Below are 25,162 nucleotides of genomic sequence, written 5' to 3'. Positions count from 1 at the left end.
TCACAACCCCAATTTGGTGACGGCATTGTCCTCGAGGGGGTTCGCGGTGCGGATGTAGCCGTGCACGGTGCGCGGGTTGGACCAGCGGCCCTGGCGCATGATCTCGCGGTCGGCGGCGCCGCCGAGTGCGGCCTGGGTGGCGAAACCCGCGCGCAGCGAATGTCCGGAGAACAGGGTCGGGTCGAGTCCGGCGCGGGCGGCGTAGCGTTTGACGAGTTCGGCGATCGCGCGCCCGGACATGGCGCGATCACCGACTCCGCCGTGCCGATTCACCGTGGGCAGCAACGGGAAATCGGCCAACGCGGTGCCGGTGAAACCGTGGCAGCGATGCAGTCCGGGAGCGGGTTCCGTTGTGGTGGTGAGCCATTCGCGCACCGCTCGCGGTCCGCCCGCGACGTGGACCTCGAGCAGGCGCACCCAGTCCGCGAACGCGCAGATCGGGCAGGTGCGCGGATTGCGTCCGCGCGGCAGGACGACACGTTGCTCGCCGACACCGGTCGGGTCGGTTTTGGTGGTCGGCAAATGCAGCAGCAGAATCGGTTCCCCGGTGGCGTATTCGGTGCTCGCCACCGCGTCGCGCACCCGAAGCCCCGCCAGTTCACTGCGGCGCAGCGCACCCGCGAAACCGGCCAACAGTGCGAAAGCGTCACGGCGGCGCGCGGTTTCGGTCGGCCACTCGGCATCGGGCAGACCGGCCAGCAGTTGGTCGAGGGTGTGCAGCAGGACCGGACGTTTCCGCGTCGGTGGCGTCCGCCGGGTCCTGCGGATACCGCGCAACGTCAAACGCACGACATCGCTGCGGGTCGGCGACGGAACACCGTTGGCGGCGTGCACGGCCGCGATGGCGGCGGACTTACGTTCCAGCGTGGCCGCCCCGAACGCCCACCCGCCGTTCGCGCGATGCGCGTCGGCCGCCGCGGCAAGATAGACCGCCACATCGAGGGCATCGGCGGGCAGCGCGGTGCGACCCTCGCTCGCGCACCACCCGGCCCAGGCGATCCAGTCGGTGCGATACGCGCGCAACGTGTTCGGCGACTGCGACGCCTCGAGATACCGACGCAACGACCCCGCCTGCTCGTCGTCGAACCGCTCCCGAACCAACCGCAACGCCGCCGCGTCCACCAGCACACTGCGCACCCCACGCCGCAATTCGGTGCGCACCACATCCGGAACCGCGACCACCGCCGCCACCTCACTCACCCCGAAAACCTCCTCACGATGTCGCGCACCGACAGCTTAGAGACACCGACCGATATCGAGGTAGAGGCGTTGTCCGCTCGCGATCTGTCGCACGACGGCAGGCAGGAGGGTGTGCTCGGCGGCCCGGACCCGGGCGGCGAGGGTATCGACGGTGTCGTCGGCGTGGACCGGCACCTCGAGTCGGGCGATGATCCTCCCGGAGTCGTATTCCTCGTCGACGAGGTGGATCGTGGGGCCGCTCACGGTGTCGCCGGAGTCGAGAACCGCTCGGTGGACGCGATCTCCGAAGAATCCGGTCCCACCGAACTTCGGCAGCAGCGCCGGATGGATGTTGAGAATCCTGGGAGCGAATTCCCGGATGGTCCGGGGTCCGAGTTTCTTCATGTAGCCTGCCGTGACGACCCAGTCGACGCGATGTTCGACAAGCGCGACGCGAATCGCCTCGTCTCGCCGATCCGAGTCGGGATGGGTGGTGCCCGATATGTGCCGGACCGGGATCCGGTGTTCCCGCGCGTACGCCAGTCCGAGTGCGCCCTCGTTGTTGCCGACCACGGCCGCGATCGTGAACCGCGCGTCGTGGGCGAGCGAAGCCTCGTGCAATGCGCGCAGATTCGAACCGTTGTGCGAGACAAGGACACCAACGCGGAGTTCGGTCACGGTCTCCCAGCCTTTCACACGCGTAGCGCGATGACGACGGTGGCTGACGGAGGACCGCGAGGGTTCGATGCGGACCGCCTTCGCGCGGTCGGCGAACGCGGTGCGACGCATTCGGGGTTTTCGAGTACCGCCACGCGCGGGCCCGTCAGCCCTCGATCGCGGACCCCCGCAACTCCGCGTCGAGACTGCGCAACAGTTCCCCGGCCCGTCCTCGACCGCCCGGCGCGCACGGGTACCGCCGCAGCACGTCGACCACGGTCGGCCCGGCCAGTGTCCGCGCGCTCACCAGACTCGCGGGGCCGATGCCCTCGTCGTCGGGGACGTCGAGTTCGCACGCGTAGGCGGTGTGCGCGGCCGACCCGAGAATGTGCCAGACCTGCGTCGCCTTCGCCAGCGGATGCAGGAACGCCGCACCGGCCGCGGCGACGGCGGCGCGCGCGGCCTCACCCGCTGCCGAATCACCCGCGTCACGCGCCTGCTGGAAGGCGCGCTGTGCCGCCCACGCTCCGTCGCGGATCGCCTTGGTCCGCACGCCGCCCTCCGCGAACGACCGCGCGGTGTCGATCGCGGTCCGCGGACGCGGGTCATCGGGGTAGGCGTTCTCGAAGATCGTGAGCGCGGGCCCGGCGCACGCCACCGCGTAAGCCGTCACCTCGCGCAACTCGTCGGTGGTGAGGTCGATACGAAGGCTCTGGTCGGCGGTGTCCACGTATTCCACGATATCGCCGCCGCGCGGCGAATTTTCGGCGCGCCGTCACCGGGCCCGCGGACGAATCGCCGCCGTATGCGCGGGTCACGAACGGCGGGCTCGGACCCTCCTACAGTCCCGACCGTGCGCGATATCGACCGCAGGTGACGAAGGGAGGAGAGTTGAGGACCGGAGTCGCGGTGATGACCATCCTCGCGGTGGCGCACCTGTTCGGCGGCACGCACGCGTTCGCCGCACCTGTCGACTCCACGCGCAAATGCGAGTCGTATGCCGCGAAATGGTGGTTCCTGGAGCACGCCGTATTCGACGGCAGCGGATTCCTGCTGGCCGATACCGCCCGCGAGATCACCGGCACGCAACGGGTACCGGTCACCGATCTCCCCGCGAATCGCCTGATCGTCGGTCCCGGACAACTCCCGCGCGGGATCGATTCGCCCCGCCTGGTCATCACGATCGAAGGCGCGCAGGGCGTGACCGACATCTCCGACATCTCCTGCGCCCTGCCCGACTCGAACGGGCGATAGGGGACCTTCCTCAGTGCACCGTGCCCGATCGAGGAGCGCTGCGCTCTCCGATGGGTATCGGCCGGGAACCGATACCCGTGTGTCCGAGATGGAGTCGGCCGATCATCCTGCGTTCAGCGCGCCGAGTATCTGCGGTCGCGCATTGGCCAGTTGCGCCTCCCAATACTTCCAGCCGTGGGTGCCGGTGCCGGGGAAATCGTAGTGAGCGGGGATTCCGAGCGAATTCAGCCGGATCTGGAAAGCACGCGTGGTCACCAGGCACAACGCTTCCAAACCCATCGCGGTCGCCGTGTCGAAGACGCCGATCGGGGAACTGGGATGGTCGAATCGGCCCGGTAGGCCGCTGGCCGCCGAGATATACATCGAAAGACCGCGCAACTGCGGCGCGAACACGTACGGATCCATGCGCAGCCACTGCGGACTCCACGGCGGCGCCATCGCGTCGACGTTGTAGCCACCGGCGTCGAGCATCGCGACACGGATGGCTTCCCGCATACCCGGCGCCGTCAGATCCAGTGCGCCGGAGAACGATCCGGCGAACCGGAATTGATCGCGATGGTAGGCCGCCAGCGTCAGCGCGGCACTGCCGCCCATGGACAGCCCGACGACCGCGTTGTTGGTGGTGGACACGCCGTGCGCGGCGAGGAAAGCGGGAAGTTCTCTGGTGAGGAAGGTTTCCCATTTGTAGGTGATCTTCTGGCCGTTGGTGTTGCTGGGTGAACGCCAATCGGTGTAGAAGCTGGACTGGCCGCCGACCGGCATGACCAGGGTGACGTCGTCAGCGTCGAACAATTGTGTCGCGTTCGTCTCGAAGGACCACGCGTTGCGGTCGTCGCGGGCGCGCATCCCGTCGAGTAGATACAGCGCCGCGCCGCCACCGCGAGCGGCCCAGCGCACCTGGACCTTCACCGGTCCCATGGCGGAGGGGACCATCAGCTCCGAGAAGGAGCCGGGAGCGTAGCTGTCGCCCGGCGGTACCGCCTGTGCCGTCGCCGAGCTCGCCACCGCGACCACGAATGCCACCGCGGCGATCGTGCGACTCCATCGGCGCCGTCGGCGCCGGACGGGAGCGGCATCGGCGGATTCGTTTCCGAAATACAGGGATCTGAAGAGAGGTTCGTCGACGAACGGCGGTAGGAGCACGTCCACGACGATAGGTGTGACCGACCGGTCGGTCAAGCTCTGGGGAGCTGCCTGATCGCACCGGTGATGGCTTGACGCGACCGACTTCGGTGGTCGCCATACCGTGACGTTTCTCGTTGATGCCCCCGGTCCCCTCTCGACCCCTTCGGGTGGGGCTGGGTGTGAGGATCCCAGCGCGCCTGGCCGAATTGCACTCCCGTACCACCGATCCCAGTTTTCGGCCATTTACGTTGAGGATTAGTTTGGTAGCAGCAACGCTACGAAACGAAAATAAACACCGAGGATTCCGGTGAGTTTCGAAATCCTGACCGCCGATAATGTTCACTTATCGGCGGTCAGAATTGGAAGGCTCGCCGCAGCGAAGATCGTGCTGTCCTGGCTCAGTGGATCTGGCCACAGTGGCGGTCTATCTGGCCATTGACTCAATAAATCTGGCCGATGTGGCATGATCGCCCCGATCTTGCACACACGAATCGATGACATCGGCCCCGTCCCGGCGATCCTCACCGCCCAGGCACGCCACCGCCGCCTTGCCCGCCGCTTCGGACCGCTACCGACCGAGCACGCATACACGACCGCGCGCGACAGCTGGCAATACGTCCGACAGCTGACGAAAACCGTCGACACGGATATTCGGCGACGACCCGGCGTTCCTCGCCGCCACCTACCCCCGACGTCGTCTCGCTCACCGTGTTGCTCGTCTCGCCCTACTGGCGCCAACTCGCAGCCGACCCCGACACCCGCCACCGGTTCTACGCCGAGGCCGGATGGCGCACACGGCGAGACCGCCGATATCGACCTATGCGCAACGACACGCTGCACCAGTGGGTTGAAGACCTCACCGCCGAGCATCGCACAGACGGTGACAGTTGGTCAGATCTGTTGCGCGGCATGAGAGTATGGCGCCTCGGCTGAATAGCAGGAGATACCGTGACCCATTCGCTCGACGAATCCAGCCGCACCCCTTTCGCAGGAACTGCCTGGCACTATGCGCGCTACCGGCCCGGCTATCCGGATGTGTTCTTCACCGACCTCGTTGCTCGGTTCCACCTCGACGGCACCGGACGATTGCTCGATTTGGGCTGCGGAACCGGCCAGCTGACACTGCGGCTCGCAGCCCACGTCGCCGCAGCCATCGGCATCGACCCCGAACCCGAGATGCTGACCGAAGCGGCTGGGCGAGCACAGGCGGCCCACATCACCAACGTCACTTGGGCACGGGGCAGTTCGGCGGACCTGCCCGGCGAGCTCGGACGCTTCGATCTGGTGACCATGGGCCGCTCGTTCCATTGGATGGACCGCGAGCACGTCCTGACCGCTCTGGACGGCATGGTCGACGATCACGGCGGCCTCGTGATCGCCAACGATAGTTGCCTGGTCCGGTCGGCGACGACATGGCAGCAAGCCATCGAGGACGTTCAGCAGCGGTTCCTGCCGCCCGACTGGCAGGCCAGCGTCCCGGACCTGCCCGACGGCGGCGAGTCGCACCAGGCGATACTGGCGCGCTCTGCGTTCCGGCAGGTGCAGCAGCGGGCCTACCAATTCACCCGGACCTGGACGATCGAGCAGGCCATCGGCTACCTCTACTCGACCTCGATGCCGCTTCGCAGACTGCTCGGCGACAGCCGCTCAGCCTTCGAACAAGAAGTCACCGACACATTGCTCGCGATCGACCCGGCCGGACAGTTCACCGAACCCGTCACCCTGGAAGTGCTGACGGCCACCAAACAATAGCGGCCACAGCTTCCGACACTCCAACCAATGACTTCCACATTGGCCAGATTCATTGAGCGACGAAGCTTCTCGCGACTCAAAGCATCTGGCCAATCCCAACGTCAGGAGACAGCGACTTGGCCAGATTCATCGAGTCAGGACACCCACCCCGGGTGAGGTACTGAGCTCGGACACCTTCGCACTGGTGGAAATCGGGCAGAGGTCCACTCTGATCGCGGATGCGATCGTGAAAACGTCGACTGCTGGACGCTGGTGGACAACGAGCCGGAGCGCGTGAGGACCACGATGATCGGTCCGGGTGCTGTCGATCCGTGGTGTGTCCGCGGTCGACTTCGCGCGGCGGAGTTCGCCCCGAACAGTGTTCATGTCGCATCCCGTTGACATGGCAGCGCGCCTACGATCCGCCCGGGTACAAAGGAAGAAGTATCTCTTCTGCCGGTCGGGGTGGGCTAATGAGTGAAAACGCCATGAAGAACATCCGATACGTGTCTGTTTCCTGGCTGCGCCTGCCCGGCCCGGCTCCCTCGATCTCCTGTTGGGCCGTGGGGGCGGAGGTCGCCGCATTCTCCCGGTACCACGCGGATCGTGACTGCGCCGTCGATGACAGCCGGCGCGATCTGCTGCTGTTCTACATCGGTGAGGCCGATGTGATCAGGGCGGCGGCTTCCGACGCCGAACGCTGGTGCGAGGCCACAGCCGGACTCCTGCGAGGCCGCGCCGACATCGAACGGCAACTGGTCGAGGTCGCGGAGTATCTCTACCGTCCGCGCTGGGGGGCTCCGTCGCGGTGGGCCCCGATCGGCGCGAAGCCCTCCTCGACCTACTCGTTCGGCCTGAGACGACGACAGATCGCGCGGTATCAGGACGAGTGGGAGCGGTTGCGTGACGATCTTCTCCACCTCTACCTGGTCATGAGCCGAACAGCGATCGTGTCCCGGGGCCGTGGCATCCGAGGCCCTGAACGCGATATCCGGTCCACCACCTCTTCGTGCGGTCCCACTCCGACGCCCGCCCCAAGGCGGCGGAGCAGGCGGAATCGGAGCCTCAGTACAAGGTCTTCATGTACCTGGTGACACGACCCTTACCGGCACCTCGACAGTCGTGAACAGATGGGATCGCGTCGGGTTGGGATGGTTTCGTTGGATTCTCGACGATGTCGGGCTGTGCTGGGCCGGATGGGGAACGGATCGCAGACGCCGGTTGCAGCCTCGCGCTGTCGGTCTGTACCGGCCTTACCTGGCAATGAGCCCTGTCGCTGCGGGATGGCCGAAAGGCTCCACGATTCAGCGTTACCATTGCTCCCGGTCCAGTAACGAGACCAGCCCTGTGGCACCGACCAGGGCGAAGAAGCAGGCGAAGACGACCATGAGAATGAATCCGGGATCGAACTGTACCCCGTGGGCCAACACTCTGGGTGCCAGGAAGCAGAAGGGTAGGGCGCCGATGAGACACCATAGGAACGCCCGACCGTAGAGAGACAACAACCCGTCCCACCAACCGAAAAGACCCCACAGTGTGATTCCGAGACCGAAGTAGGCCAGCCACAACCAGAGACCGAGAAGTCCGGCTTGACCGGGCAAGAACGTCTCCGACTGGTCTTCCACCGTGATACCGACTGTCTGATCGTGCCACCGTTCGATCCGCGCGTGCAGGCCCACTCGGGCCTTGGCATGGATACCCGCGCGCACATCATGGGATTGGCTTGAACCATCACTGCGTTGCCAGGTGAGCGCGTAAGCGGTGCTGTCGTCGCTGTACTCGAAGGTCTTCCGCTCAGTGATGGAGACGATCTCCTCGGTGAAGCAGGCGCCACCGGCTTGCTCGCAACGCAGAGCTTGGTGGAACTGCCGCGTCTGACGGTAGGGAGCGGCGGCGACGGTGAGTGCGGACACGATCACACTCACACCGATAAGGACGACCAGCGATCGGCAGAACATCCGTTCGAGTCGCAGACTCGATCGCGTGCGACCCCGCTCGGGTTTCAATCCGGCTCCGATGGCATCCGTCCGGGATCTCCAGTTCAAACGCTGATATTACTCGGTTTCATTGCGGCGGAGAGGGAATCGGCCCTCTCCAGCGAAGCCGGCGGCTCATCCTGCCCTGGCCGCCCTACGTCACCTTCTTCTCGACCAGGGGCGTGGTCCCATCGACGGATGTCCGATTCCTCGCCACCCGAGCAGTGGCTACGTCACCGCACGCCACCGCCGACCTGCGGATCCAACAATGCGGCGGTGGCCGCGCTCGTCCTCGGCATCTTTGCCGCCTTTGCCACGCTCACCTCACTCGGCGTCCCCCGCACTGACTTGTCGGGATCGGTCTCCGGCCGCCGAAGAGCGGTCGGTAGGCGACACTGTGGAGCTACATCAGCGGTTCGTGGCCGGGCACCACGGGCCCTCGGCTTCATGTCGCCGGTGCGTCGGGTGGTCTGCTGAAATCGGCGGCGAATGGCTATTCAGCGCCGTCACCACCGTCGCTACAGTCACGGCGATGAGCAAGATACGCGAAATCGCCGCACACGAAACGAAACTGGCTGCCTCGGCGTTGCTCGAGCTGCGGCCGCGGTGGGCTACGGTCGACGCTCTCGCGGACTTCGTCGATACATCGCTGCGTCCGCTGGGGTACCGCATCGTCGGGGCGTTCGCCGACGATGTCGACTCCGCCGTCGCGGTGCTCGGTTTCCGCGAGGGATGGTCCACGGCGTGGGGCCATCATCTCTATATCGACGATCTCGCCACCGTGGCCCATCAGCGTGGCAGAGGATACGGCGAGGCACTCATGGATTGGGTCGACGCGCAAGCCCGCGTACTCGACTGCGAAGCGATCCACTTGGATTCGGGAGTCGGAACCGAACGTGCCGCGGCGCATCGCCTCTACATGCGCCACCACTTCCAGATCGCGGCGCATCACTTCGCCGCCACCCTGGAGTGAGTTCCGGTGTCGTGCTCGGCCTCACATCGGGCATCGATTCCGGGCACGGCGCTCGTCGACATACTTCCGGAAGAGGCCGCGGCGCGGTCGGTCCCATGTAGCGGAGTATCAGGTAGGAAGCAGGTTCACCACATGACATACGCGTTCTCACGATTGCCGGTAAGCGCCCTGTGCGATATCGACGAGTCGCTGCCCGTCGCCGACCCGGCGATTCGACCGATGACCGCCAACGCGCGAATCTGCGGCCCGGCATACACGGTGATCGCCGACGGCGAGGTTCTCTCCACCCTGTGGGCTATCGCTCGGGCCGCCCCCGGTGCGGTGATAGTCGTGCAAACCAACGGTTCTCGACTCGCGGTGCTGGGTGAGTTGTTCGCGGCCGAGGCACACCGTCGAGGTCTCGCCGGAATCGTCGTCGACGGATTCATCCGGGACCGCCGTGGTCTGCCGCCGGAGTTCGCACTGTGGGCACGCGGAACGGTACCCAACGCCGGACGATCCGACGTCGCGCCCGACGTCGGCCGACAGATCTGTCTCGGCGGCGTGCCGGTCGCGCCGGGCGATATCGTCATGGCCGATGACGACGGCATCATCTGCGCGCCGCGGGCACGACTCGAGGCTTGCGTCGAACAAGCGCAGAACCTCGAGCGAACCGAGGCCGTCCTACGTGACCGCATGAACCACGGTCGCTCGCTGATCGAGATGTCCAATCTGGCCGATCACGTAGCGGCGCTGAGCAGCCACCGGCGCAGCGTCCTCACGATCGAGCCGAGCTGACGACCCGAACACCTCGGGCAGCCAAGAGGACCTGCGGCCGGTGCCGTTGCGGTTAGAGGCGTGTCGCGGTCCCGATGAGGTCGGCGACGGCTCGGGATCGGCTGTGGGCGGGCCAGGCGATGACCGTCGTGACCGTCGGTGCGTCGAGTACGGGCACGGTGGCGTGTTCGTCGCGCAGGTGGATTCGGCACGACTCGGGCATGACCGCGCACGCTCGGCCCAAGGCGATCATCTGGAGTAGCTGGGTGTGGTCGCGGACCTGCGGGCCGGGGCCGTCGGGGTATCCGCCGTCGGGGTGGGGCCAGCGCGGCATCGGCAGGTTCGGCAGCGCGGCGACATCGGCCATCCGCACACTGTCTCGGCCCGCGAAGGGATGGCCCGCTGGCAGGACCGCGACCTGTCTCTCGGTGCGGAGTTCCTCGGTGTCGAACCCGGTCGTCGAGTCGAACGGCCGGTGCAGCAGCGCGACGTCGGCTCGCCCTTCGCGCAACAGCCGTTCCTGTTCACCTGGCCCGCAGAGCAGGACATCGACGGTGACCGCATCGGGTTCGGCGGCGTAGGCGTCGAGCAGTTTCGCCAGGAGCTCGCCGGTCGCGCCCGCTTTCGTGGCAAGGACCACGCCGGGGTGACCGGTGGCGGCGCGGCGGGTGCGGTGTTCGGCGGCCTCGACCGCGGCCAGCGCGGCCGAACCTTCCCGCAGCAGCACGGATCCGGGGGCGGTGAGGGTCACCCCGCGGCTGGTGCGTTCGAGAAGGGTTGTCCCGAGGCGTCGTTCGAGCCTGCTGATGGCCCGTGACAGCGGGGGTTGCGCGATGCCGAGTCGCCGCGCGGCTCGCCCGAAATGCAATTCCTCGGCCACCGCGACGAAGTACCGAAGCTCTCGCGTCTCCACGCCACCACTCTACCCAGGGTCGATACTCGTGGGGTATCGCCGCCCACCCGATCGGTGTTGGAGCTTGCCCGGTATCCGGGAACAGGATGGATCGCATGAGCGAAAACACGATCGCGCTGGTGACCGGCGCGAACAAAGGTATCGGGTACGAGATCGCGGCCGGTCTGGGAGCCCTCGGCTGGACGATCGGGGTCGGCGCCCGAGACGAGAAGCGTCGCGAGGAAGCGGTGGGGAAGCTGTGTGCCGCCGGGGTAAACGCATTCGGGGTGCCGCTCGACGTCACCGACGACGCGAGCGTGACCGCCGCCGCCCGCATGATCGACGACCGTGCGGGACGCCTCGACGTACTGGTCAACAACGCCGGAATCACCGGCAGCGCACCGCAGGCGCCGACCGAGGTCGACCCGGCGACGGTGCGAAATGCCGTGGAAACCAACGTGATCGGCGTCATCCGAGTGACCAACGCGATGCTCCCGCTGCTGCACCGCTCGGCCTCGCCGCGGATCGTGAACATGTCCAGCACCGTCGGCTCACTCACTCGGCAGTCCACGCCCGGCCACGAAACCGGCCCGATCTCCGCCGCGTACTCGCCGTCGAAATCGTTCCTCAACGCCGTCACCATCCAGTACGCGAAGGAACTCCACGACACGAACATCCTGATCAACGCGGGCTGCCCCGGATACTGCGCGACCGACCTCAACGGCTTCCGCGGTTTCCGCACTCCCGCGCAAGGCGCGGCGATCGCGATCCACCTCGCCACCCTCCCCGACGACGGTCCGAGCGGCGGGTTCTTCGACGACGCGGGGGTCGTGCCCTGGTGACGAAGGCGGGCGACTACTCGGGTGTCAGCCTACCGATCCATGCCTTCTCGACCAGGGCAACCACCGCAGCTGAAGCGGTTCACGGTCGCGGGGTTACGATTTCGGCATGGGTGCGCCGCGGACGCCGACAGAGCACTTGCCGACCGCGCGATTGTCGTTGCACCGACCGACCGTCGATGATGTCGACGCCATCTTCACCATCCACAACGATCCGCTGACCTGCGTTCACAATCCTTCCGACGCGCTCACCGAGCGAGCGCAAGCACAACGGCTCTACGCCCGCTGGAACGATCAATGGCAGCGCCACGGATACGGGTATTGGGTCGTGCGCCTGCACGGACAGAACCGCGCGCTGGGATTCTGCGGCATCAAACCCATGGACCTCGCCGAAAAATCGGTGCTCAACCTGTTCTGCCGTTTCGCCCCTTCGGCGTGGGGGCACGGGTACGCCACCGAAGCCACCACCGCTGTCGTCTCCTGGGTATCCCGACACCTTCCACACATGCCGTTGACAGCCAGAATCCGCCCGGACAACCTCGCATCCCAACGGTTGGTCACCCGGGTAGGCCTGGCCCGAGCGGCGCATCTGGACGGACCCGGCTACGACGGCGACGACTGGATCTATGTGGCTCAATGGCCGGACTGATCCGCTGGATCGCGCTCCGACGATCCGCCGGTGTGGCGAGGTCGTGTCGGATATTCAGCCAGACCTCCGTCGTCATCACCGCGAAGTTCGCCGGGGCGTGAGCTCTTCGGCGTCGCCACCGCGGGCGTCCGGCTCGCTCGACTTCAGGTGCGTCGGTCCGGGGCAGCCAGTGCGACTCGTGTGCCAGGGTTCTGGCGAGGGTACGGATTCTGCGGTGTCGCGGTGGCTGCACGCGCGGGAGGACCAGGTGGATTGTCAAGGTGGGCGCGCCCCGTAGCGGGTGCCAGGTGAGACTGGCCGGTTGTGTGGTGACTGCGGCTTCACCGGCCGGGGCGAGGGTGAGCCCATCGCGGAGGTCGCGCTGAGACAGGTCGAAAGAGACTGCGGGCGAGCGGAATCGGGGAATCGTCCGGATGTCGCGGAACAGTGCGGACAGCTGATCGTGGATCACGGGGTTGGCCGCGCGGTCGGGCAGTCGCAGCGGATACGCGGCCGCATCGGCGATCTCGATCTCCGGGTGCTCGGCCGGCCGATGATGTTGCGCCGGCTGGACCCCGACGCGCTGCCGCAGCAGCAGGAATCGGCGCACGCCATGCCCGGCTGTTCACCGCGGGTGATCCCGGCATCGATACGGCCGTCGGCGACCGCGGGAGAGATCTCCGGTGTCGCCATCGGGACCGCCCACGGTGCCGAACGACGACTCACGAGTGGGTTCGCGATTGGTTGCTGCCCGCGGAATTCGATTGCCTCGAAGGACGGTTCCTGTTGTTCTGAGGCCATGGCCTTCCGATATCCCGACGATGTCCCTGTCCTGACCGACGGCACAGTCGTTCTTCGCGCTCATCGCGAGGGTGACCTGGACGCGATGGTCGAGCAGTGCCGCGATGTGGAGATGGTGCGTTACACGACGGTGCCGCGTCCGTACGAACCGCAAGACGCGGTGGATTATCTGAGGCATGTGGCCCGCGAATGGGAGAAGGGCGGGCCGACTTCGAGCCGGGCGTGGGCGATCACCGCGTCGGTGTCGGGAGGCGGGGCGCGGTTCTGCGGCACCGTCGACTATCGGCCCACCGGTGTGGGGACCGCGTCGATCGGGTTCGGGCTGCATCCGGCCGCTCGCGGGGCGGGACTCATGAGGCGGGCGGTGGGTTTGGTGCTCGACCACGCGTTCGCGCACGGGATCGAGGTCGTGCACTGGCAGGCGGTGGTGGGTAACTGGGCGAGCCGTAGGACGGTGTGGCATATGGGTTTTCGGCTCGAAGGCACGGTTCGTAAACTCCTCGTCCAACCCGGGAGCGCGCACGACGGGTGGATCGCCTCGCTGCATCGAGACGATCCGCGCGCTCCTTGTGAGCCTTGGCCCGCGGACTGCCCGGAGTGGGATCGGAGGTAGGTGCCGGATAGGCGATCGGAGTGTAGTGTTCCTTCATTGTGAAGGACGTACATAATTTGGTCGAGGATGCGGACGGTGGCCTCTACGACCCGCACGTCCGGGCGTCGATGGCCGCCTTCACCGCAGACGGGGAGACTTCCACGCTGGAGGCGGCGGCAGCGGTTCGCTCGGCCTGGCAGGCCATCGACAGGATGCGTGCACGGGGAGCGCAGGGTCGCGGGCTCAGCGCGGGCGCTCTCGATGTGCTCGCTCGACTCGGCATCGCCGAGGACGGCCTCAGCGTGGGCGAGCTCGCTCGTGCCTGTGCGGTGAGTTCTCGCAACATCACCGGGCTGGTCGACACGCTCGAAGGCGACGAACTGGTGGAACGGCGACAGGACCGACGAGACCGTCGATCGGTTCGGGTCCACATCACCCAGACCGGCCGCGCCTGGCTCGAATCCTTCCGTGAGCCGACGCAACGAGCGATGGCGGCCGTCTTCCTCGGATTCACGCCCGAAGAGCTCGCGAGATTTCGGCACCTGTGCTTACGGGTGGTCGACAACCAACAACGGATCGAGCGGCACCTGAACGCCACCGAGCCACGCCAACCCTGAAAACTGCGACAGGAAAGCCGACCATGACCATCGATTCCTCGACGCGACCGACGGTTCGGGCGTATCACGACGCCAAGTTCCGTGGTGACGTCCCCGCCGCGGCCGCCCATATCGGCGAAGTCTTCACCTTCTCCAGCCCGTTCGTCACCTCCGACAGCCCCACCGGTCATCTGGCCGGACTGGAAGGCCTGCTCGGCATCGTCACCCGCGTGGATCTCATCAGTGAGTTGTACGCCGACACCGAGGCGACCCTGATCTACGACATCCACACCGACTCGCCGGTCGGCATCCAACGCACAGCCGAGCACTTCCGACTCGAGGGCGGCTGCATAGTCGCGATCACCATCATCTTCGACGCAACGCCCTGGCATGCCATCATGGCCGCCGCCGGACCGGTGTGATTCGGGTTGCCCGAGCGGCGCGGATCATCGGCCTACCGGGCGCCCGCGCACCCGGATCGAGCCGCGGCCCGGGTGTCGGATCGGTGCGCTCCGATCTCCGCTGCGCGAGTGTTACCGTGGTTCATACTGTAATGGTGTTGGTGTCGTCGGCCGCTCGGTGATCACCACGCGTACGACCTCGATACATCTCACTGCGAACCGATGGTGGAGTCAGCCATGATCTCGAAAGTGCCTGCCGGATACGAGGATCTGCTCGAGCGCCCGATCGTCGGGGTGCTCGCGACGGTGACACCGCACGGCGCGCCGGATCAGACTCCGATGCGCTTCAAATGGGATGGCGCGCGACTGCGGATGAGTCACACGATTCCGCGCCGCAAGTTCACAAGTTTGCAGGCGAACCCGAACTACTCGTTCCTGCTCACCGATCCGGACAAGCCATCGCGGTGCCTGCAGACGCAGGGCTGGCTGATCACGGTGCTCGCCGACGAGGAGGGCAAGTTCTATCGCGAGCTGAACGAGCGCTACGGCGAGGCCGAGAACGGGCTGCCCGACGACGTGCTCGACCGGGTCGTGCTGATTCTCGACGCGACCAGGTTCACGGCGAAGTGATCTCGCGCGCCGCGGGCGCGTGAGCGGGGGAGGGGCGCACTGGCGGGGGACTTGCGCGGAGCTATACTGAAAGATATACAGTAAGACATACGTATAAGACTTGCGAATGGTCTGCCGTGAGGTCTCGACGGCGAGGAAGCGGGAACCACCGAGCCGCGGCGCGGGCGAGGACTCGGCCGTGCCGTCCCGAGGACACCGTGCGGACCGAACCTCGACGGTCCGGAGCGAAAAGGACAGGTAATGACGAAGCTGGACTATCTGGCAGTTGATGTCGACAACCACTACTACGAGACGCTGGACGCGTTCACCCGCCACCTGCCCAAGGAGTTCAAGACCCGCGGCGTGCAGATGGTCAGCGCGGGCAAGCGCACGCTGGCGGTGATGGGCGGAACGGTCAACCACTTCATTCCGAACCCCACCTTCGACCCGATCATCGAACCCGGCTGCCTCGACCTGCTCTTCCGCGGCGAGATCCCCGAGGGCGTCGACCCGGCCTCGCTGATGAAGGTCGACCGGCTCTCCGAACACCCCGAGTATCAGAACCGTGACGCGCGCGTCACCGTCATGGACCGGCAGAGCCTGGAGACGGTGTTCATGCTGCCGACCTTCGGCTGCGGCGTCGAGGAAGCGCTCAAGCACGACATCCCCGCGACCATGGCCTCGGTGCACGCGTTCAACCAGTGGCTCGACGACGACTGGGGCTTCGACCGCCCCGACCACCGGATCGTCGCCGCGCCGATCATCTCCCTCGCCGACCCGGTCGCGGCCGTCGAAGAGGTCGAGTACGTGCTCGCTCGCGGCGCCAAGATGGTGCTGGTTCGCCCCGCGCCCGTCCCCGGCGTGACCCGTCCGCGCTCGCTCGGCGACCCGCTGCACGATCCGGTGTGGGCGCGACTGGCCGAAGCCGGTGTCCCGGTGGGCTTCCACCTCTCCGACAGCGGATACCTCGCCATCGCCGCGCTGTGGGGCGGCAAGGCGACCTTCGAGGGATTCGGCAAGAAGGACCCCCTCGACAACGTGCTGCTCGACGACCGCGCCATCCACGACACCATGGCCTCGCTGATCGTGCACCAGGTCTTCACCCGCCACCCGAAACTCAAGGTGGCCAGCATCGAGAACGGCTCCTACTTCGTCTACCGGCTGATCAAGCGCCTGAAGAAGGTGGCGAACAACGCGCCGTACCACTTCAAGGAGGACCCGGTCGAGCAGCTGAAGAACAACGTCTGGATCGCGCCCTACTACGAGGACGACGTCAAACTGCTCGCCGAGACCATCGGCGTGGACAAGATCCTGTTCGGGTCCGACTGGCCGCACGGCGAGGGTCTCGCCGACCCGACCACCTTCACCGCCGACATCCCGCAGTTCCCGGAGTTCTCCTACGAGGACACCCGAAAGGTGATGCGTGACAACGCACTCGAGCTGATCGGGTCCCGGGTTCCCGCCCAGGCGAGCTGAGCGCGACCGGTTGCGGCGGTGCCGTCGGGCGACGATCTGCGGGTCGTTCGTCGTGGCGGCGCCGCTGTTCGCCGTCTCCTTGTCGCGGGCTCGCGACCCTCCGTATAATGTGATGCGCATCACATAGCCGTAGGGGTGGGTCACACGGGAGAACGCATATGTCTGGTCTGGTGAAGAAGAATTTCGACGCCCCGGAGGAGACGCGCACCTTCGAGGAAGGTAAAGGCCGACTCGAACTCGTCAACCTCGAAAGCGGCCCGGTCGGCCGAGCGGTTTTCGAACCCGGCTGGCGTTGGTCCGAACACGTCAAACCGATCGCGCACACCGACAGCTGCCAAGCGCCGCACATGGGCTACTGCGTCTCGGGCCACCTGGCCGTCGTCATGGACGACGGCGAGAAGCAGGTATACGGCCCGGGTGATTTCATGATCGCGCCGCCCGGCCACGACGCCTGGACCGTCGGCGACGAACCGTGCGTCATGATCGACTGGCAAGGCGTGGCCGACTACGCCAAACGCTGAACCGCGCACCCTGACCCGTGGGCAGGGCACAGTGGAATCCCATGGGGGACGACAACCACACGCGAACCCTGCGCCGCATGGCGGGACTGGCGACTGAACCTGCTGCATCTCGAGGCCGCGGGCGGGCGCGCGGAGTCGGCGTTCGTGGAACTCAGCCACAGCGTCAGCACCGGACAGGCGGGCTACGCACGTCGATACGGGCGTGACTTCTGGGCCGACCTCGCCGAATCCCCGCACCTGCGCGCCACATTCGACCGACAGATGCGGCACCGACTCCGTGACCAGATTCCGCGCATCGTCACCGGGTTCGACTGGTCGCGCTTCGCCTCGATCGTGGACGTCGGCGGCGGTCGAGGCGATCTGCTCGCCGCGGTGATGGCCGCGCATCCCGGTCTGCGCGGTCATCTCGTCGACCTGGAACCGACCGCCGCCGAGGCTCGACACACCTTCGCCGCACACGGGGTCGCGGCGCGGACCGAGGTCACGGCCGCGAGCTTCTTCGATCCGCTCCCGGCGGGCGCGCAGGCGTATCTGCTGGTCGACATCCTCCACGACTGGGACGACGAGCACGCCGGGCGCATACTCGGTCGCTGCGTGGAAGCCGTCGACCCGGCGGGGCGGGTGTTGGTCGTGGAACCGGTCGGCGGACTGCGCGCCGCGAGCGAATTCGATCTCGCGATGCTGGTGATGTTCGGGGGACGGGAGCGCCGGGTCGAGGAATTCCGGGCGCTCGCCGCACCGCACGGACTGATCCTGGACCGGGTGATCGAACCGACCGATCAACGGTGTCTGTTGGAATTCTCTCTCGAAAAGGTCGGTACGCCGGATACCGGTCCCGCGCCGGTATCCAGCGTGTGAACACGTCGGCCGGTCGAACCGTCAGTGTTCGCACGGCCTTTGCGATGTCCTAGATGACGATCGCGAGCAGTGCCCACAGCAGGCTGGCGGCGGCTCCCACGGCGGCGGAACCGAGGCTGATTATGGCACTCATCGTATTTCTCCTCTTCGTGGACGAAATATATGGACGGTTCAAGGAAATTCGAACGAACTACCGAACTCGGGGCAAGGTATTCAGCTGTGGGTGACGAATCTTCGCGCACTCACCTACGGAGCCCATCCTTCTGCTGGGACACACCTTTTCGGGCCTGCCCACCTTCACACGCTTGCACTTCGGGTGCGTGGCGTCAAGACCTGTTTCCCGTGGGAGTTTCGTGACTTCACGTCACGTCGGGGTCGCGGATCGCGGTCCGGGAGTCGCGATAAATCGGATTGTTCCGACCGGTCTCCAGCGGTCGGGTCGGCTGGCGAGGTGCCGGGTTTGTGCTTGAAATATCAACGGATGGAGAAAGTTTCGAGAGTGGCCGCGCCGCGGTGCCGATTCGGCGGGCGGGAGCCCGTTGGTCGGCCGCGTGGGTGACCCCGGAGCGGGCCTCGACGAGCGGTGTTGCGAATTATCGGAATTCGTGGAACCGCCTGTCGGATGCCGAGAGAATCGGAAGGTTCGGTCTCGGCGGACCATCGATCCTCGATTTCCTGTTTCGCAGGTGAACGTTACGTCTCGACGAGGCGACGTTCTCGGCGATTCGATTCATCGGTATAAGCACATTCGAGATATTCGGGGTCGGACTCGGTCGGTTGTCGATTGTCGGACACGGCGTCCCGGCGATATTGTTCCGACAATTGTCAGGTATCGCGTCGCTTGTCGACGAATTGTGATCGAGTACGGACTTCGGGGTAGCCGCGCACCTTCACGAGGGCGTCGCATGCGCCCGAGCCGACCATACGCACCGGATCCCCCACCAGGTCGATTCCCCGGAATGTGAGCGCCCGACGCTAGGATTCGCCGGTGTCGAGCGTATGCAACTTTCCGGGCTGTGTCCGTCCCATCGTGCGTGCGGGCGGGCCGGGGCGTCCCCCGGAATACTGCGACAACCCCGAACACACCCGATGGCGGGCCTGGCGGGAACGGCAACGCCTGCAAGAGGAATCCCAGCGGGCCGCCGAACCCGTCACCGTGACGCCGCAGGGGCCGGTGACGGTCGCCAGGTTGCGCGCCGACGAACTGCTCGCGCAGTTCCGCACACTGGCCGACCAATTGGGGACCAACCTCACCGCCGCGGTCGCCGAACTCTCGACACTGGCCGACCCTTCGATCGCCGAAGCCCAGGTCCAGACGGTCCAGGCCGACGCCGCGCGCCGGATCGCCGAAGCCGAGGTCGCGGCCGTCGCGGCCGAACAGGCGCGGCGTGACGCCGAAACAGCGCGCCGGAACGCGGAATCGGTGGTCGAGGACGCTGTCGTCGCCGCCGAACAGGCCGAGATCCGGGTCGCCGAGGCGCAGGCGGCGCGCGACGAAGCGTTGGGCGAGGTCGAACGGGTGAGCGCGCGCGCCGCCGAGGACGTGTTCGCGGCGCGCAGCGAGGCCGAGGCCGAGGTCCGCGCCGTTCGCCGGGAAGCCACCGCCGACGTCGACCGCGCCCGCGCGCAGGCCACGGAAGACGTGGAGGCCGCGCGGCGCAAGGCGGGTGTCGACATCGAGCAGGTGCGCCGCGAATCCGCCCAGCAGATCACCGCCGCCGCGGCCGAACGGGATCTGGCCGTGCAACGCGCCGCCGACGCGGAACGCGCCATCGACCGCGCCGAACGCGCGGTCGCCGACCGGGACCGCACCGTCGCCGAGGCGCGCGAGGAACTGCGTCGGGTCCGCGACGAACTGGACCGCACCCGCGCCGAACTGGGGTCGGTGCGCACCGACACCGCCGCCGAGATCGCCACTCTGCGCGCGGAGTCCGCGGCCGCTCTCGAACGCGCGCACCGCGAATCCGCCGACCGGATCGCGGCCCTGGACGACTCCCGCCTCCAGACCCTCGCCCGCGCCGAACGCGCCGAACGTCAACTCGACGACCACCTGGCGAAGCAGACTCGCCGCGTCGACGAGGCGCCCGCACAATCGGCAAATCTAGGGCAATCTAGCGGGGTCGGTGTCGTCGGGAACGGGGACCGAACCACATCGTGAGCGCCTCCGTCAAGCCGCGATCGTCACCGGATTCGTCGGTGGCCCAGGCGATGTGGCCGTCCGGCCGGATCAGCAGCGCGGCGGGGGCGGGTATGTCGCCCGCGCCCGGGATCGCCCAGACGGCGGAGGCGCAGCGGGCTTCGACCACATCGAGGCGGTCTGTCCACCCGTCGGCAGGCGGCGGGTTACGGTCCAGCGACAGCAGCACCGGGCGGGCGGCGCGCAGGAGTTCGTGCACGCGGGTGGCCGGGGCGGCGCCGGTGAGGTCGATGTCGGGGGCGCGGTGACCCGCGAGCGGGTGGTCGCAGGTGGTGTCGTAGCGCAGGTCGAGGGCGGTGAGCCGGTAGCCGAGGCGATGTCGGACCTCGTCGGTGGCCAGTAGGTCGGCGAAGATCTCGCGCAGCGCGTCGGTGTGCGGGCCGGGACGCAGCAGTGCGGTCTGGGCGCGGGTGTTGTGCAGGACCTGCGCGCCCACGGGTCGACGCTCGGACTCGTAGGTGTCGAGCAGGGTGTCGGGGGCGTTTCCGCGCAGCACCGCGGCGAGTTTCCAGCCGAGGTTGGCGGCGTCCTGGACGCCGGTGTTCAAGCCCTGTCCGCCCGCGGGGTAGTGGATGTGCGCGGCGTCGCCCGCGAGCAGGACTCGGCCCGCGCGGTAGTGGTCGGCCAGCCGGGTGGCGTCGCTGAAGCGGGAAATCCAACGGGGACTGTGCATTCCGTAGTCGATGCCGGCGACATCGCGGAAGCGGGCGCGGAATTCGTCGAAGGTCGGGGCCGTGTCGCGCTCCGGGGTGCGGTCGTGTCGTTGCACCATCGCGCGGAAGCGGCCCGGTTCGAGTTCGAAGACCGAGAAGTCGCCGAGTGGGCAGCGGCGGGTCAACACGAATTCCTCGGGCGGATAGGACATTTCGACGTCGGAGAGCATGCCGAGCATGGTGGCCTCGGTGCCGGTGCATCCGATACCCGCCGCCGCGCGCACGACGCCGCGGCCGCCGTCGCAGCCGACCAGATAGGCGGCGCGGATACGGCGCGGTTCGGATCCACCGACCTCGACCTCGACACCGTCGGTGTCCTGACGCAGGCCGGTCACGGGAGAGTCCCACCGAACGGGGGCGCCGAGCGCGGTGACGCGGCGCTCGAGGAGGTCTTCCAGGTCGTTCTGGGTGATGGCCAGTCCGTGGGGGTAGCGAGTGGCGAAATCATCGGTGTCCATGCGTATTCCGGCGAAGTGGCCGACCCGCACTTCGCGGGTGCGCGGCAGCAGGAGTTCGAGCAGGCCGCGCTGATCGAAGATCTCGATCGTGCGCGGTCCGATGCCGCCCGCCCGTGACTGTCCGGCGCGGCCGGTGAGCGCGTCGAGCAGGACCACATCGATGCCCGCCGCGCGCAGTTCGTGGGCGAGGATCGAGCCGGTCGGGCCCGCGCCCGCGACGATCACCTCGGTTCGCCGGACCTCGGCGCCGGGTTGGTAAGCAATGTTCACCTGGCGGACGGTAGGGGCCGCGCGCGTCCGATGTCAATGGTGAGCATTGTTTACCATCGAGTACGAACCGGGCGCTTCGCCTCATACCGACACCGATAGGCTCGCGGCGATGGTCAAACGCGGATTGAGTAGGGACCGGCTGGTCGATATCGCCCACGACTACGTCGGCGCGCACGGGCTCGACGCCCTCACCATGCGCCGCCTCGCGAGCGCCGCGCAGGTGACGCCGGGAGCGCTCTACAAACACCTGCGCGACCGCAAGGATCTGCGGCGGGCGATGGCCGACGCGATCTACCGCACCATCGACCTCACCGATCTCGACCTCGACCACCCCACTGTCGAACAGGTCGTGGCGTGCTGCGAACGCATGCGCGCCGCCATGCTCGGATTCCGCGACGGCGGGCGCATCGTCGCGGGCTCCTATTCGCCGTTCGCCGCCACCTCCGCACTGTCGACCGTGCTGCGGACCTTGCTGCGCGAAGTCGTCGAACCGCCGCACACCCCCGGCGATCTCGCCTCGGTTCTGCGTTCCTACACCACCGGATTCGTGATCGAGGAACAGGCGTATCTGGAACTCGCGCACGACGGCGAGTGGGAAGGACTGCTCGAAGACCTGGCGGGCAACGGATTCGCGCGCGTCGACGAATCCGGCGACATCATCGCCATCATGACCGGCGACCGCGACCTGCGCTTCACCGCCGGGCTGCGCTCGATTCTCACCGGAACCGTGTCGAGCGAACCCGGCGTGTGAGCCGAACCCGACACCGGCCGGTGACCGCGAGATCGCGCAGGCGATTTCGGTGACCGGACGATCCGCGATTCGACTGGCACGCCGTGCCGACAACGGGTTCACTGGGTAGATGGGACCCACCGATCAGCGCCGCAGTTCGCTTTCCGCGGTTTCGGGAACGCGGCCCGCGCCCGCGGAACTGATCGTGGTCACCCACGGGGCGGCCGTTCCGCTCGCGGCGAGCACCCTGCGCGAGAGTGTCGCGGCCGAAGCGCGACTCACCGGACTGCTGCCGCCGGGAGCCCGGTTGACGCGAATCTTCGGGCCCGCCGACCGACTCTCGGACAAACTGGCCGCCACCGCGCAGGAGTCCGTGGCGGGGCGGTTCCTGAACTATTTCACCGTGCGCGACGCGGGTTTCGACCTCGAAACTCTCGCGCACCGGCTACGCGAGGACGACCTCGTCGACGGCGCCTACGTCAAACCCGCGACCGAACTGCCGATCGCGCCGCTGCCGATGCCGCGCCGGTCCCTGGCGCCGGTGCCGTCGGTCACCCCGGATTTCCGCGCGCGCCAGAGCTACCTCGACCCCGCCCCGCACGGTATCGACGCGCGACGGGCCTGGACACAGCCCGGCGGGCGCGGCGCGGGCGTGCGGGTGATCGATATCGAAGGCGCGTGGCGGTTCACCCACGAAGGGCTCACCGGCAAGCGCGGCGGGATACTGGGCGGTGAGCCGCGCGGCGACGAGGACTGGCGCAATCACGGCACCGCCGTGGCTGGCGTGATCGGCGGCGGCGTCGGCGGATTCGGCATCACCGGCATCGCGCCCGACGCGACCGTGAGCGCGATGTCGATCTTCGGCGGCGGGTCGGCTCTCGCGATCCGCTCGGCCGCCGACGCGCTCGGCCCCGGCGATGTGATCCTGCTCGAACTGCACCGGCCCGGTCCGCGTCACGACTTCCGCAACCGCGCCGATCAGGCCGGATATCTCCCCGTCGAATGGTGGCCCGACGACCTGGCCGCGATCGGCTACGCGGTGGCGCGCGGCGTCGTGGTGGTGGAGGCCGCGGGTAACGGCGGCGAGGATCTCGACGCCGCGCTCTACGATCTGGCCCCCGCCGACTTCCCGTCCACCTGGCGCAACCCGCTGCGCGGCGGCGACCACGATTCCGGCGCGATCCTCGTCGGCGCGGGCGCACCGCCGCCGGGCGTGCACGACCGCGACCACGGACCCGCGCTCTCGCGCCTCGCCTTCTCCAACCACGGCGCCCGCCTGGACGCACAGGGCTGGGGACTCGAGGTCACCACCACCGGATACGGCGACCTCCAAGGCGGCGGTGACGAGGACTACTGGTACACCGACGTGTTCAGTGGCACCTCCGGCGCGGCCCCGATCGTCGTCGGCGCCATCGTGTGCGGTCAAGGCATCGCCGCACACGGTGCCGGACCGCGCACGCCCGCCGAGGTGCGCGCACTGCTGCGCGCCACCGGGTCGCCGCAGGTCTCGGCGCCGGGAAGTCCGGCGGGCAGGCGTATCGGGAACCTGCCCGATATCAGGGCGTTGGCGGGCGAGTAGGAACGACCTGCCGTGCGAGCACATCCGCTCGGTGGGCGGGTTACCTCGCGGAAGACGCGGCGCGCAGTGCCGTGACCAGACCTCGGCGCGGCCGGTTCGCGGCGGCGGAGCGGTCGGCGCGTTGGTGGACGAACTTGTGCTCCGAGGCGGTTTCCGGAGCGTCGTCGGAAGTGGCGGTGAGGAACCGGTCGGGCAGGGCAAGCTTGTGGATGGTCCGCATGGTCAGCAGGTATTGGCGCAGCAGTGGTCCTGTGGTGTAGGGGAGGTCGTATTTCCGGCACAGTTCGCGCACGCGCACGGCGATCTCGGGGTAGCGGTTGCTCGGCAGATCGGGAAACAGGTGATGTTCGATCTGGTGACACAGATGACCGCTGAGGAAGCTCATGGCGGGGCCCGCGTCGAAGTTGGCGGTGCCGAGCATCTGACGCAGATACCACTCCGGCTTCGTCTCGGCATCCACGACGCCGGTGGTGAACTTCTCGGCGCCGTCGGGGAAATGGCCACAGAAGATCACCAGGTAGGCCCACATGTTTCGCAAGATGTTGGCGGTGAGATCCGCGAGGAGCGTGCGCTTCCAACGCCGTCCGGTGAGCAGCGGGAACAGCAGGTAGTCCTTGGCCGTCTGACGAGCGATCTTGGTGACCAGCGCGCGCAGCGGTTCGCGCGCGCGGTCGGTCCCGGCGGCGCGATCACGTTCGGCGTAGTAGCTGTGCGCCGCGATACCCCACTCGAAGGTGAGCGCGAGCAACAGGTTCTGGATCGGTTGCAGAAGTAGCGTGGGACGCCACGGCTGGTCACGGGTGACTCGCATGACACCGAATCCGATGTCGTCGTCCATGCCGACGACGTTGGTGAACACGTGGTGCCGGTAATTGTGCGAGTAGCGCCAGTGTGCGGAGACTCCGAGCATGTCCCATTCCCATGTGCTGGAATGGATTTCGGGATCGTTCAGCCAATCCCATTGGCCATGGCACACGTTGTGCCCGATCTCCATGTTCTCGATGCTCTTGGCGGTCGCGAGCGCCAGGACTCCCAGCATCCACCCGGTTCGCGATCGGCCGCGTGCGATCGACAGTCTGGCGCCGAGATCCAGCAGGCGCTGGAACGCGATGGTTCGGCGGATATATCTCGCGTCGTTCGCGCCGAGGCTCTCGCGGACCTCGAGTTCGATCGCGTCGAGCTCTCGTCCGAGCGCTTCGATATCGGCTGGACTCAGGTGTGCGTAGGCGGGTACGTCGGTGATCGCCATGGGCGGTGTCCTCGGATCTGTGGATTTGCTCGAACACCTCGGCGGCGCCGGATGCGGACGATGGTCGCGGTCACGAACGGGAACGATCGACCGTCGTGGAAC

The 25,162-nt window shown here is 67.2% G+C and carries 24 protein-coding genes; 16 read left to right on the top strand and 8 right to left on the bottom strand.

Annotation, left to right across the window (positions count from 1 at the left end; all coding sequences use genetic code 11):
• The 3 genes from IT779_RS16180 to IT779_RS16170 all read right to left on the bottom strand — a co-directional run bounded on the left by IT779_RS16180 (nt 1) and on the right by IT779_RS16170 (nt 2,566).
• A complete protein-coding gene (locus IT779_RS16180; protein ID WP_196150144.1) occupies nt 1-1,200 on the bottom strand; it encodes a site-specific integrase in 1,200 nt (399 codons plus the stop codon).
• Between the two features lie 36 nt (nt 1,201-1,236).
• Nucleotides 1,237-1,857, bottom strand: a complete 621-nt coding sequence (gene purN / locus IT779_RS16175; protein ID WP_198428576.1) for a phosphoribosylglycinamide formyltransferase — start codon at nt 1,855-1,857, stop codon at nt 1,237-1,239.
• Between the two features lie 145 nt (nt 1,858-2,002).
• Nucleotides 2,003-2,566, bottom strand: coding sequence for a putative immunity protein (locus IT779_RS16170; protein ID WP_196150142.1), 564 nt, complete (start codon nt 2,564-2,566; stop codon nt 2,003-2,005).
• Nucleotides 2,567-2,727: 161 nt separating this feature from the next.
• Between IT779_RS16170 and IT779_RS16165 the strand changes: the two genes are divergently transcribed.
• The gene (locus IT779_RS16165) at nt 2,728-3,090 is read left to right on the top strand and encodes a hypothetical protein (protein WP_196150141.1); all 363 of its coding nucleotides are present in this window, start codon (nt 2,728-2,730) and stop codon (nt 3,088-3,090) included.
• Between the two features lie 102 nt (nt 3,091-3,192).
• Here the strand turns inward: IT779_RS16165 and IT779_RS16160 are convergent, their stop codons facing one another.
• Nucleotides 3,193-4,122, bottom strand: a complete 930-nt coding sequence (locus IT779_RS16160; protein ID WP_408637766.1) for an alpha/beta hydrolase — start codon at nt 4,120-4,122, stop codon at nt 3,193-3,195.
• 1,041 nt (nt 4,123-5,163) lie between these two features.
• On the opposite strand from IT779_RS16160, the gene IT779_RS16155 reads away from it, so the two are divergent.
• The gene (locus IT779_RS16155; protein WP_196150139.1) at nt 5,164-5,967 is read left to right on the top strand and encodes a class I SAM-dependent methyltransferase; all 804 of its coding nucleotides are present in this window, start codon (nt 5,164-5,166) and stop codon (nt 5,965-5,967) included.
• A 1,289-nt stretch (nt 5,968-7,256) separates the two neighbouring features.
• On the opposite strand, the gene IT779_RS16150 is transcribed toward IT779_RS16155, so the two are convergent.
• Nucleotides 7,257-7,871 (bottom strand): hypothetical protein, encoded by a 615-nt coding sequence (locus tag IT779_RS16150; protein WP_196150138.1) that lies wholly within the window; start codon nt 7,869-7,871, stop codon nt 7,257-7,259.
• 583 nt (nt 7,872-8,454) lie between these two features.
• Between IT779_RS16150 and IT779_RS16145 the strand changes: the two genes are divergently transcribed.
• Together IT779_RS16145 and IT779_RS16140 are read left to right on the top strand one after the other, a co-directional pair.
• Complete coding sequence (locus IT779_RS16145) at nt 8,455-8,895, top strand: GNAT family N-acetyltransferase (RefSeq protein WP_196150137.1); 441 nt, start codon at nt 8,455-8,457, stop codon at nt 8,893-8,895.
• Nucleotides 8,896-9,027: 132 nt separating this feature from the next.
• A complete protein-coding gene (locus tag IT779_RS16140; RefSeq protein WP_196150136.1) occupies nt 9,028-9,672 on the top strand; it encodes an RraA family protein in 645 nt (214 codons plus the stop codon).
• A 52-nt stretch (nt 9,673-9,724) separates the two neighbouring features.
• Here the strand turns inward: IT779_RS16140 and IT779_RS16135 are convergent, their stop codons facing one another.
• Nucleotides 9,725-10,564: a LysR family transcriptional regulator gene (locus IT779_RS16135; RefSeq protein WP_196150135.1), complete on the bottom strand. Its 840-nt coding sequence runs from the start codon at nt 10,562-10,564 to the stop codon at nt 9,725-9,727.
• Between the two features lie 95 nt (nt 10,565-10,659).
• Between IT779_RS16135 and IT779_RS16130 the strand changes: the two genes are divergently transcribed.
• From IT779_RS16130 to IT779_RS16085, 10 genes are all read left to right on the top strand, one after another.
• Nucleotides 10,660-11,385 (top strand): SDR family oxidoreductase, encoded by a 726-nt coding sequence (locus IT779_RS16130; protein ID WP_196150134.1) that lies wholly within the window; start codon nt 10,660-10,662, stop codon nt 11,383-11,385.
• A 106-nt stretch (nt 11,386-11,491) separates the two neighbouring features.
• Complete coding sequence (locus IT779_RS16125; protein ID WP_196150133.1) at nt 11,492-12,031, top strand: GNAT family N-acetyltransferase; 540 nt, start codon at nt 11,492-11,494, stop codon at nt 12,029-12,031.
• A gap of 517 nt (nt 12,032-12,548) precedes the next feature.
• Nucleotides 12,549-13,424, top strand: coding sequence for a GNAT family N-acetyltransferase (locus tag IT779_RS37850; protein WP_196150132.1), 876 nt, complete (start codon nt 12,549-12,551; stop codon nt 13,422-13,424).
• Nucleotides 13,425-13,480: 56 nt separating this feature from the next.
• The gene (locus IT779_RS16115; protein ID WP_198428574.1) at nt 13,481-14,020 is read left to right on the top strand and encodes a MarR family winged helix-turn-helix transcriptional regulator; all 540 of its coding nucleotides are present in this window, start codon (nt 13,481-13,483) and stop codon (nt 14,018-14,020) included.
• Nucleotides 14,021-14,043: 23 nt separating this feature from the next.
• Nucleotides 14,044-14,421, top strand: coding sequence for a nuclear transport factor 2-like protein (locus IT779_RS16110; RefSeq protein WP_198428573.1), 378 nt, complete (start codon nt 14,044-14,046; stop codon nt 14,419-14,421).
• A gap of 216 nt (nt 14,422-14,637) precedes the next feature.
• Nucleotides 14,638-15,030, top strand: a complete 393-nt coding sequence (locus IT779_RS16105) for a pyridoxamine 5'-phosphate oxidase family protein (protein WP_196150131.1) — start codon at nt 14,638-14,640, stop codon at nt 15,028-15,030.
• 240 nt (nt 15,031-15,270) lie between these two features.
• A complete protein-coding gene (locus IT779_RS16100) occupies nt 15,271-16,485 on the top strand; it encodes an amidohydrolase family protein (RefSeq protein ID WP_196150130.1) in 1,215 nt (404 codons plus the stop codon).
• 158 nt (nt 16,486-16,643) lie between these two features.
• Nucleotides 16,644-17,006, top strand: coding sequence for a cupin domain-containing protein (locus IT779_RS16095; protein WP_196150129.1), 363 nt, complete (start codon nt 16,644-16,646; stop codon nt 17,004-17,006).
• Between the two features lie 144 nt (nt 17,007-17,150).
• Complete coding sequence (locus tag IT779_RS16090; RefSeq protein WP_198428572.1) at nt 17,151-17,864, top strand: methyltransferase; 714 nt, start codon at nt 17,151-17,153, stop codon at nt 17,862-17,864.
• A gap of 988 nt (nt 17,865-18,852) precedes the next feature.
• The gene (locus IT779_RS16085) at nt 18,853-20,022 is read left to right on the top strand and encodes a coiled-coil domain-containing protein (protein ID WP_332838829.1); all 1,170 of its coding nucleotides are present in this window, start codon (nt 18,853-18,855) and stop codon (nt 20,020-20,022) included.
• Here the strand turns inward: IT779_RS16085 and IT779_RS16080 are convergent.
• Nucleotides 19,976-21,502, bottom strand: coding sequence for an FAD-dependent monooxygenase (locus IT779_RS16080; RefSeq protein ID WP_332838828.1), 1,527 nt, complete (start codon nt 21,500-21,502; stop codon nt 19,976-19,978). The two genes, IT779_RS16085 and IT779_RS16080, sit on opposite strands and share 47 nt — an antisense overlap.
• A 109-nt stretch (nt 21,503-21,611) precedes the next feature.
• Here IT779_RS16080 and IT779_RS16075 point away from each other — a divergent pair, with 109 nt between their 5' ends.
• Together IT779_RS16075 and IT779_RS16070 are read left to right on the top strand one after the other, a co-directional pair.
• Nucleotides 21,612-22,253: a TetR/AcrR family transcriptional regulator gene (locus IT779_RS16075; protein WP_196150128.1), complete on the top strand. Its 642-nt coding sequence runs from the start codon at nt 21,612-21,614 to the stop codon at nt 22,251-22,253.
• Nucleotides 22,254-22,362: 109 nt separating this feature from the next.
• Nucleotides 22,363-23,811: a S8 family serine peptidase gene (locus tag IT779_RS16070; RefSeq protein WP_196150127.1), complete on the top strand. Its 1,449-nt coding sequence runs from the start codon at nt 22,363-22,365 to the stop codon at nt 23,809-23,811.
• A 40-nt stretch (nt 23,812-23,851) separates the two neighbouring features.
• Here IT779_RS16070 and IT779_RS16065 read toward each other — a convergent pair whose 3' ends face one another.
• A complete protein-coding gene (locus tag IT779_RS16065) occupies nt 23,852-25,060 on the bottom strand; it encodes a fatty acid desaturase family protein (protein ID WP_196150126.1) in 1,209 nt (402 codons plus the stop codon).
• Nucleotides 25,061-25,162 lie beyond the last annotated feature (102 nt).

Source organism: Nocardia bovistercoris (assembly GCF_015674855.1).
Taxonomy (GTDB): domain Bacteria; phylum Actinomycetota; class Actinomycetes; order Mycobacteriales; family Mycobacteriaceae; genus Nocardia; species Nocardia bovistercoris.
The sequence above is the reverse complement of the archived record's forward strand: the minus strand, read 5'-3'. Positions and strand labels throughout refer to the sequence as shown.

What these genes read in the sequence shown, in the direction of transcription:
- IT779_RS16145 (WP_196150137.1), top strand. Translation starts at nt 8,455, where the DNA reads ATGAGCAAGATACGCGAAATCGCCGCACACGAAACGAAACTGGCTGCC.
- IT779_RS16140 (WP_196150136.1), top strand. Translation starts at nt 9,028, where the DNA reads ATGACATACGCGTTCTCACGATTGCCGGTAAGCGCCCTGTGCGATATC.
- IT779_RS16130 (WP_196150134.1), top strand. Translation starts at nt 10,660, where the DNA reads ATGAGCGAAAACACGATCGCGCTGGTGACCGGCGCGAACAAAGGTATC.
- IT779_RS16125 (WP_196150133.1), top strand. Translation starts at nt 11,492, where the DNA reads ATGGGTGCGCCGCGGACGCCGACAGAGCACTTGCCGACCGCGCGATTG.
- IT779_RS16110 (WP_198428573.1), top strand. Translation starts at nt 14,044, where the DNA reads ATGACCATCGATTCCTCGACGCGACCGACGGTTCGGGCGTATCACGAC.
- IT779_RS16105 (WP_196150131.1), top strand. Translation starts at nt 14,638, where the DNA reads ATGATCTCGAAAGTGCCTGCCGGATACGAGGATCTGCTCGAGCGCCCG.
- IT779_RS16100 (WP_196150130.1), top strand. Translation starts at nt 15,271, where the DNA reads ATGACGAAGCTGGACTATCTGGCAGTTGATGTCGACAACCACTACTAC.
- IT779_RS16095 (WP_196150129.1), top strand. Translation starts at nt 16,644, where the DNA reads ATGTCTGGTCTGGTGAAGAAGAATTTCGACGCCCCGGAGGAGACGCGC.
- IT779_RS16075 (WP_196150128.1), top strand. Translation starts at nt 21,612, where the DNA reads ATGGTCAAACGCGGATTGAGTAGGGACCGGCTGGTCGATATCGCCCAC.
- IT779_RS16070 (WP_196150127.1), top strand. Translation starts at nt 22,363, where the DNA reads ATGGGACCCACCGATCAGCGCCGCAGTTCGCTTTCCGCGGTTTCGGGA.
- IT779_RS16065 (WP_196150126.1), bottom strand. Translation starts at nt 25,060, where the DNA reads ATGGCGATCACCGACGTACCCGCCTACGCACACCTGAGTCCAGCCGAT.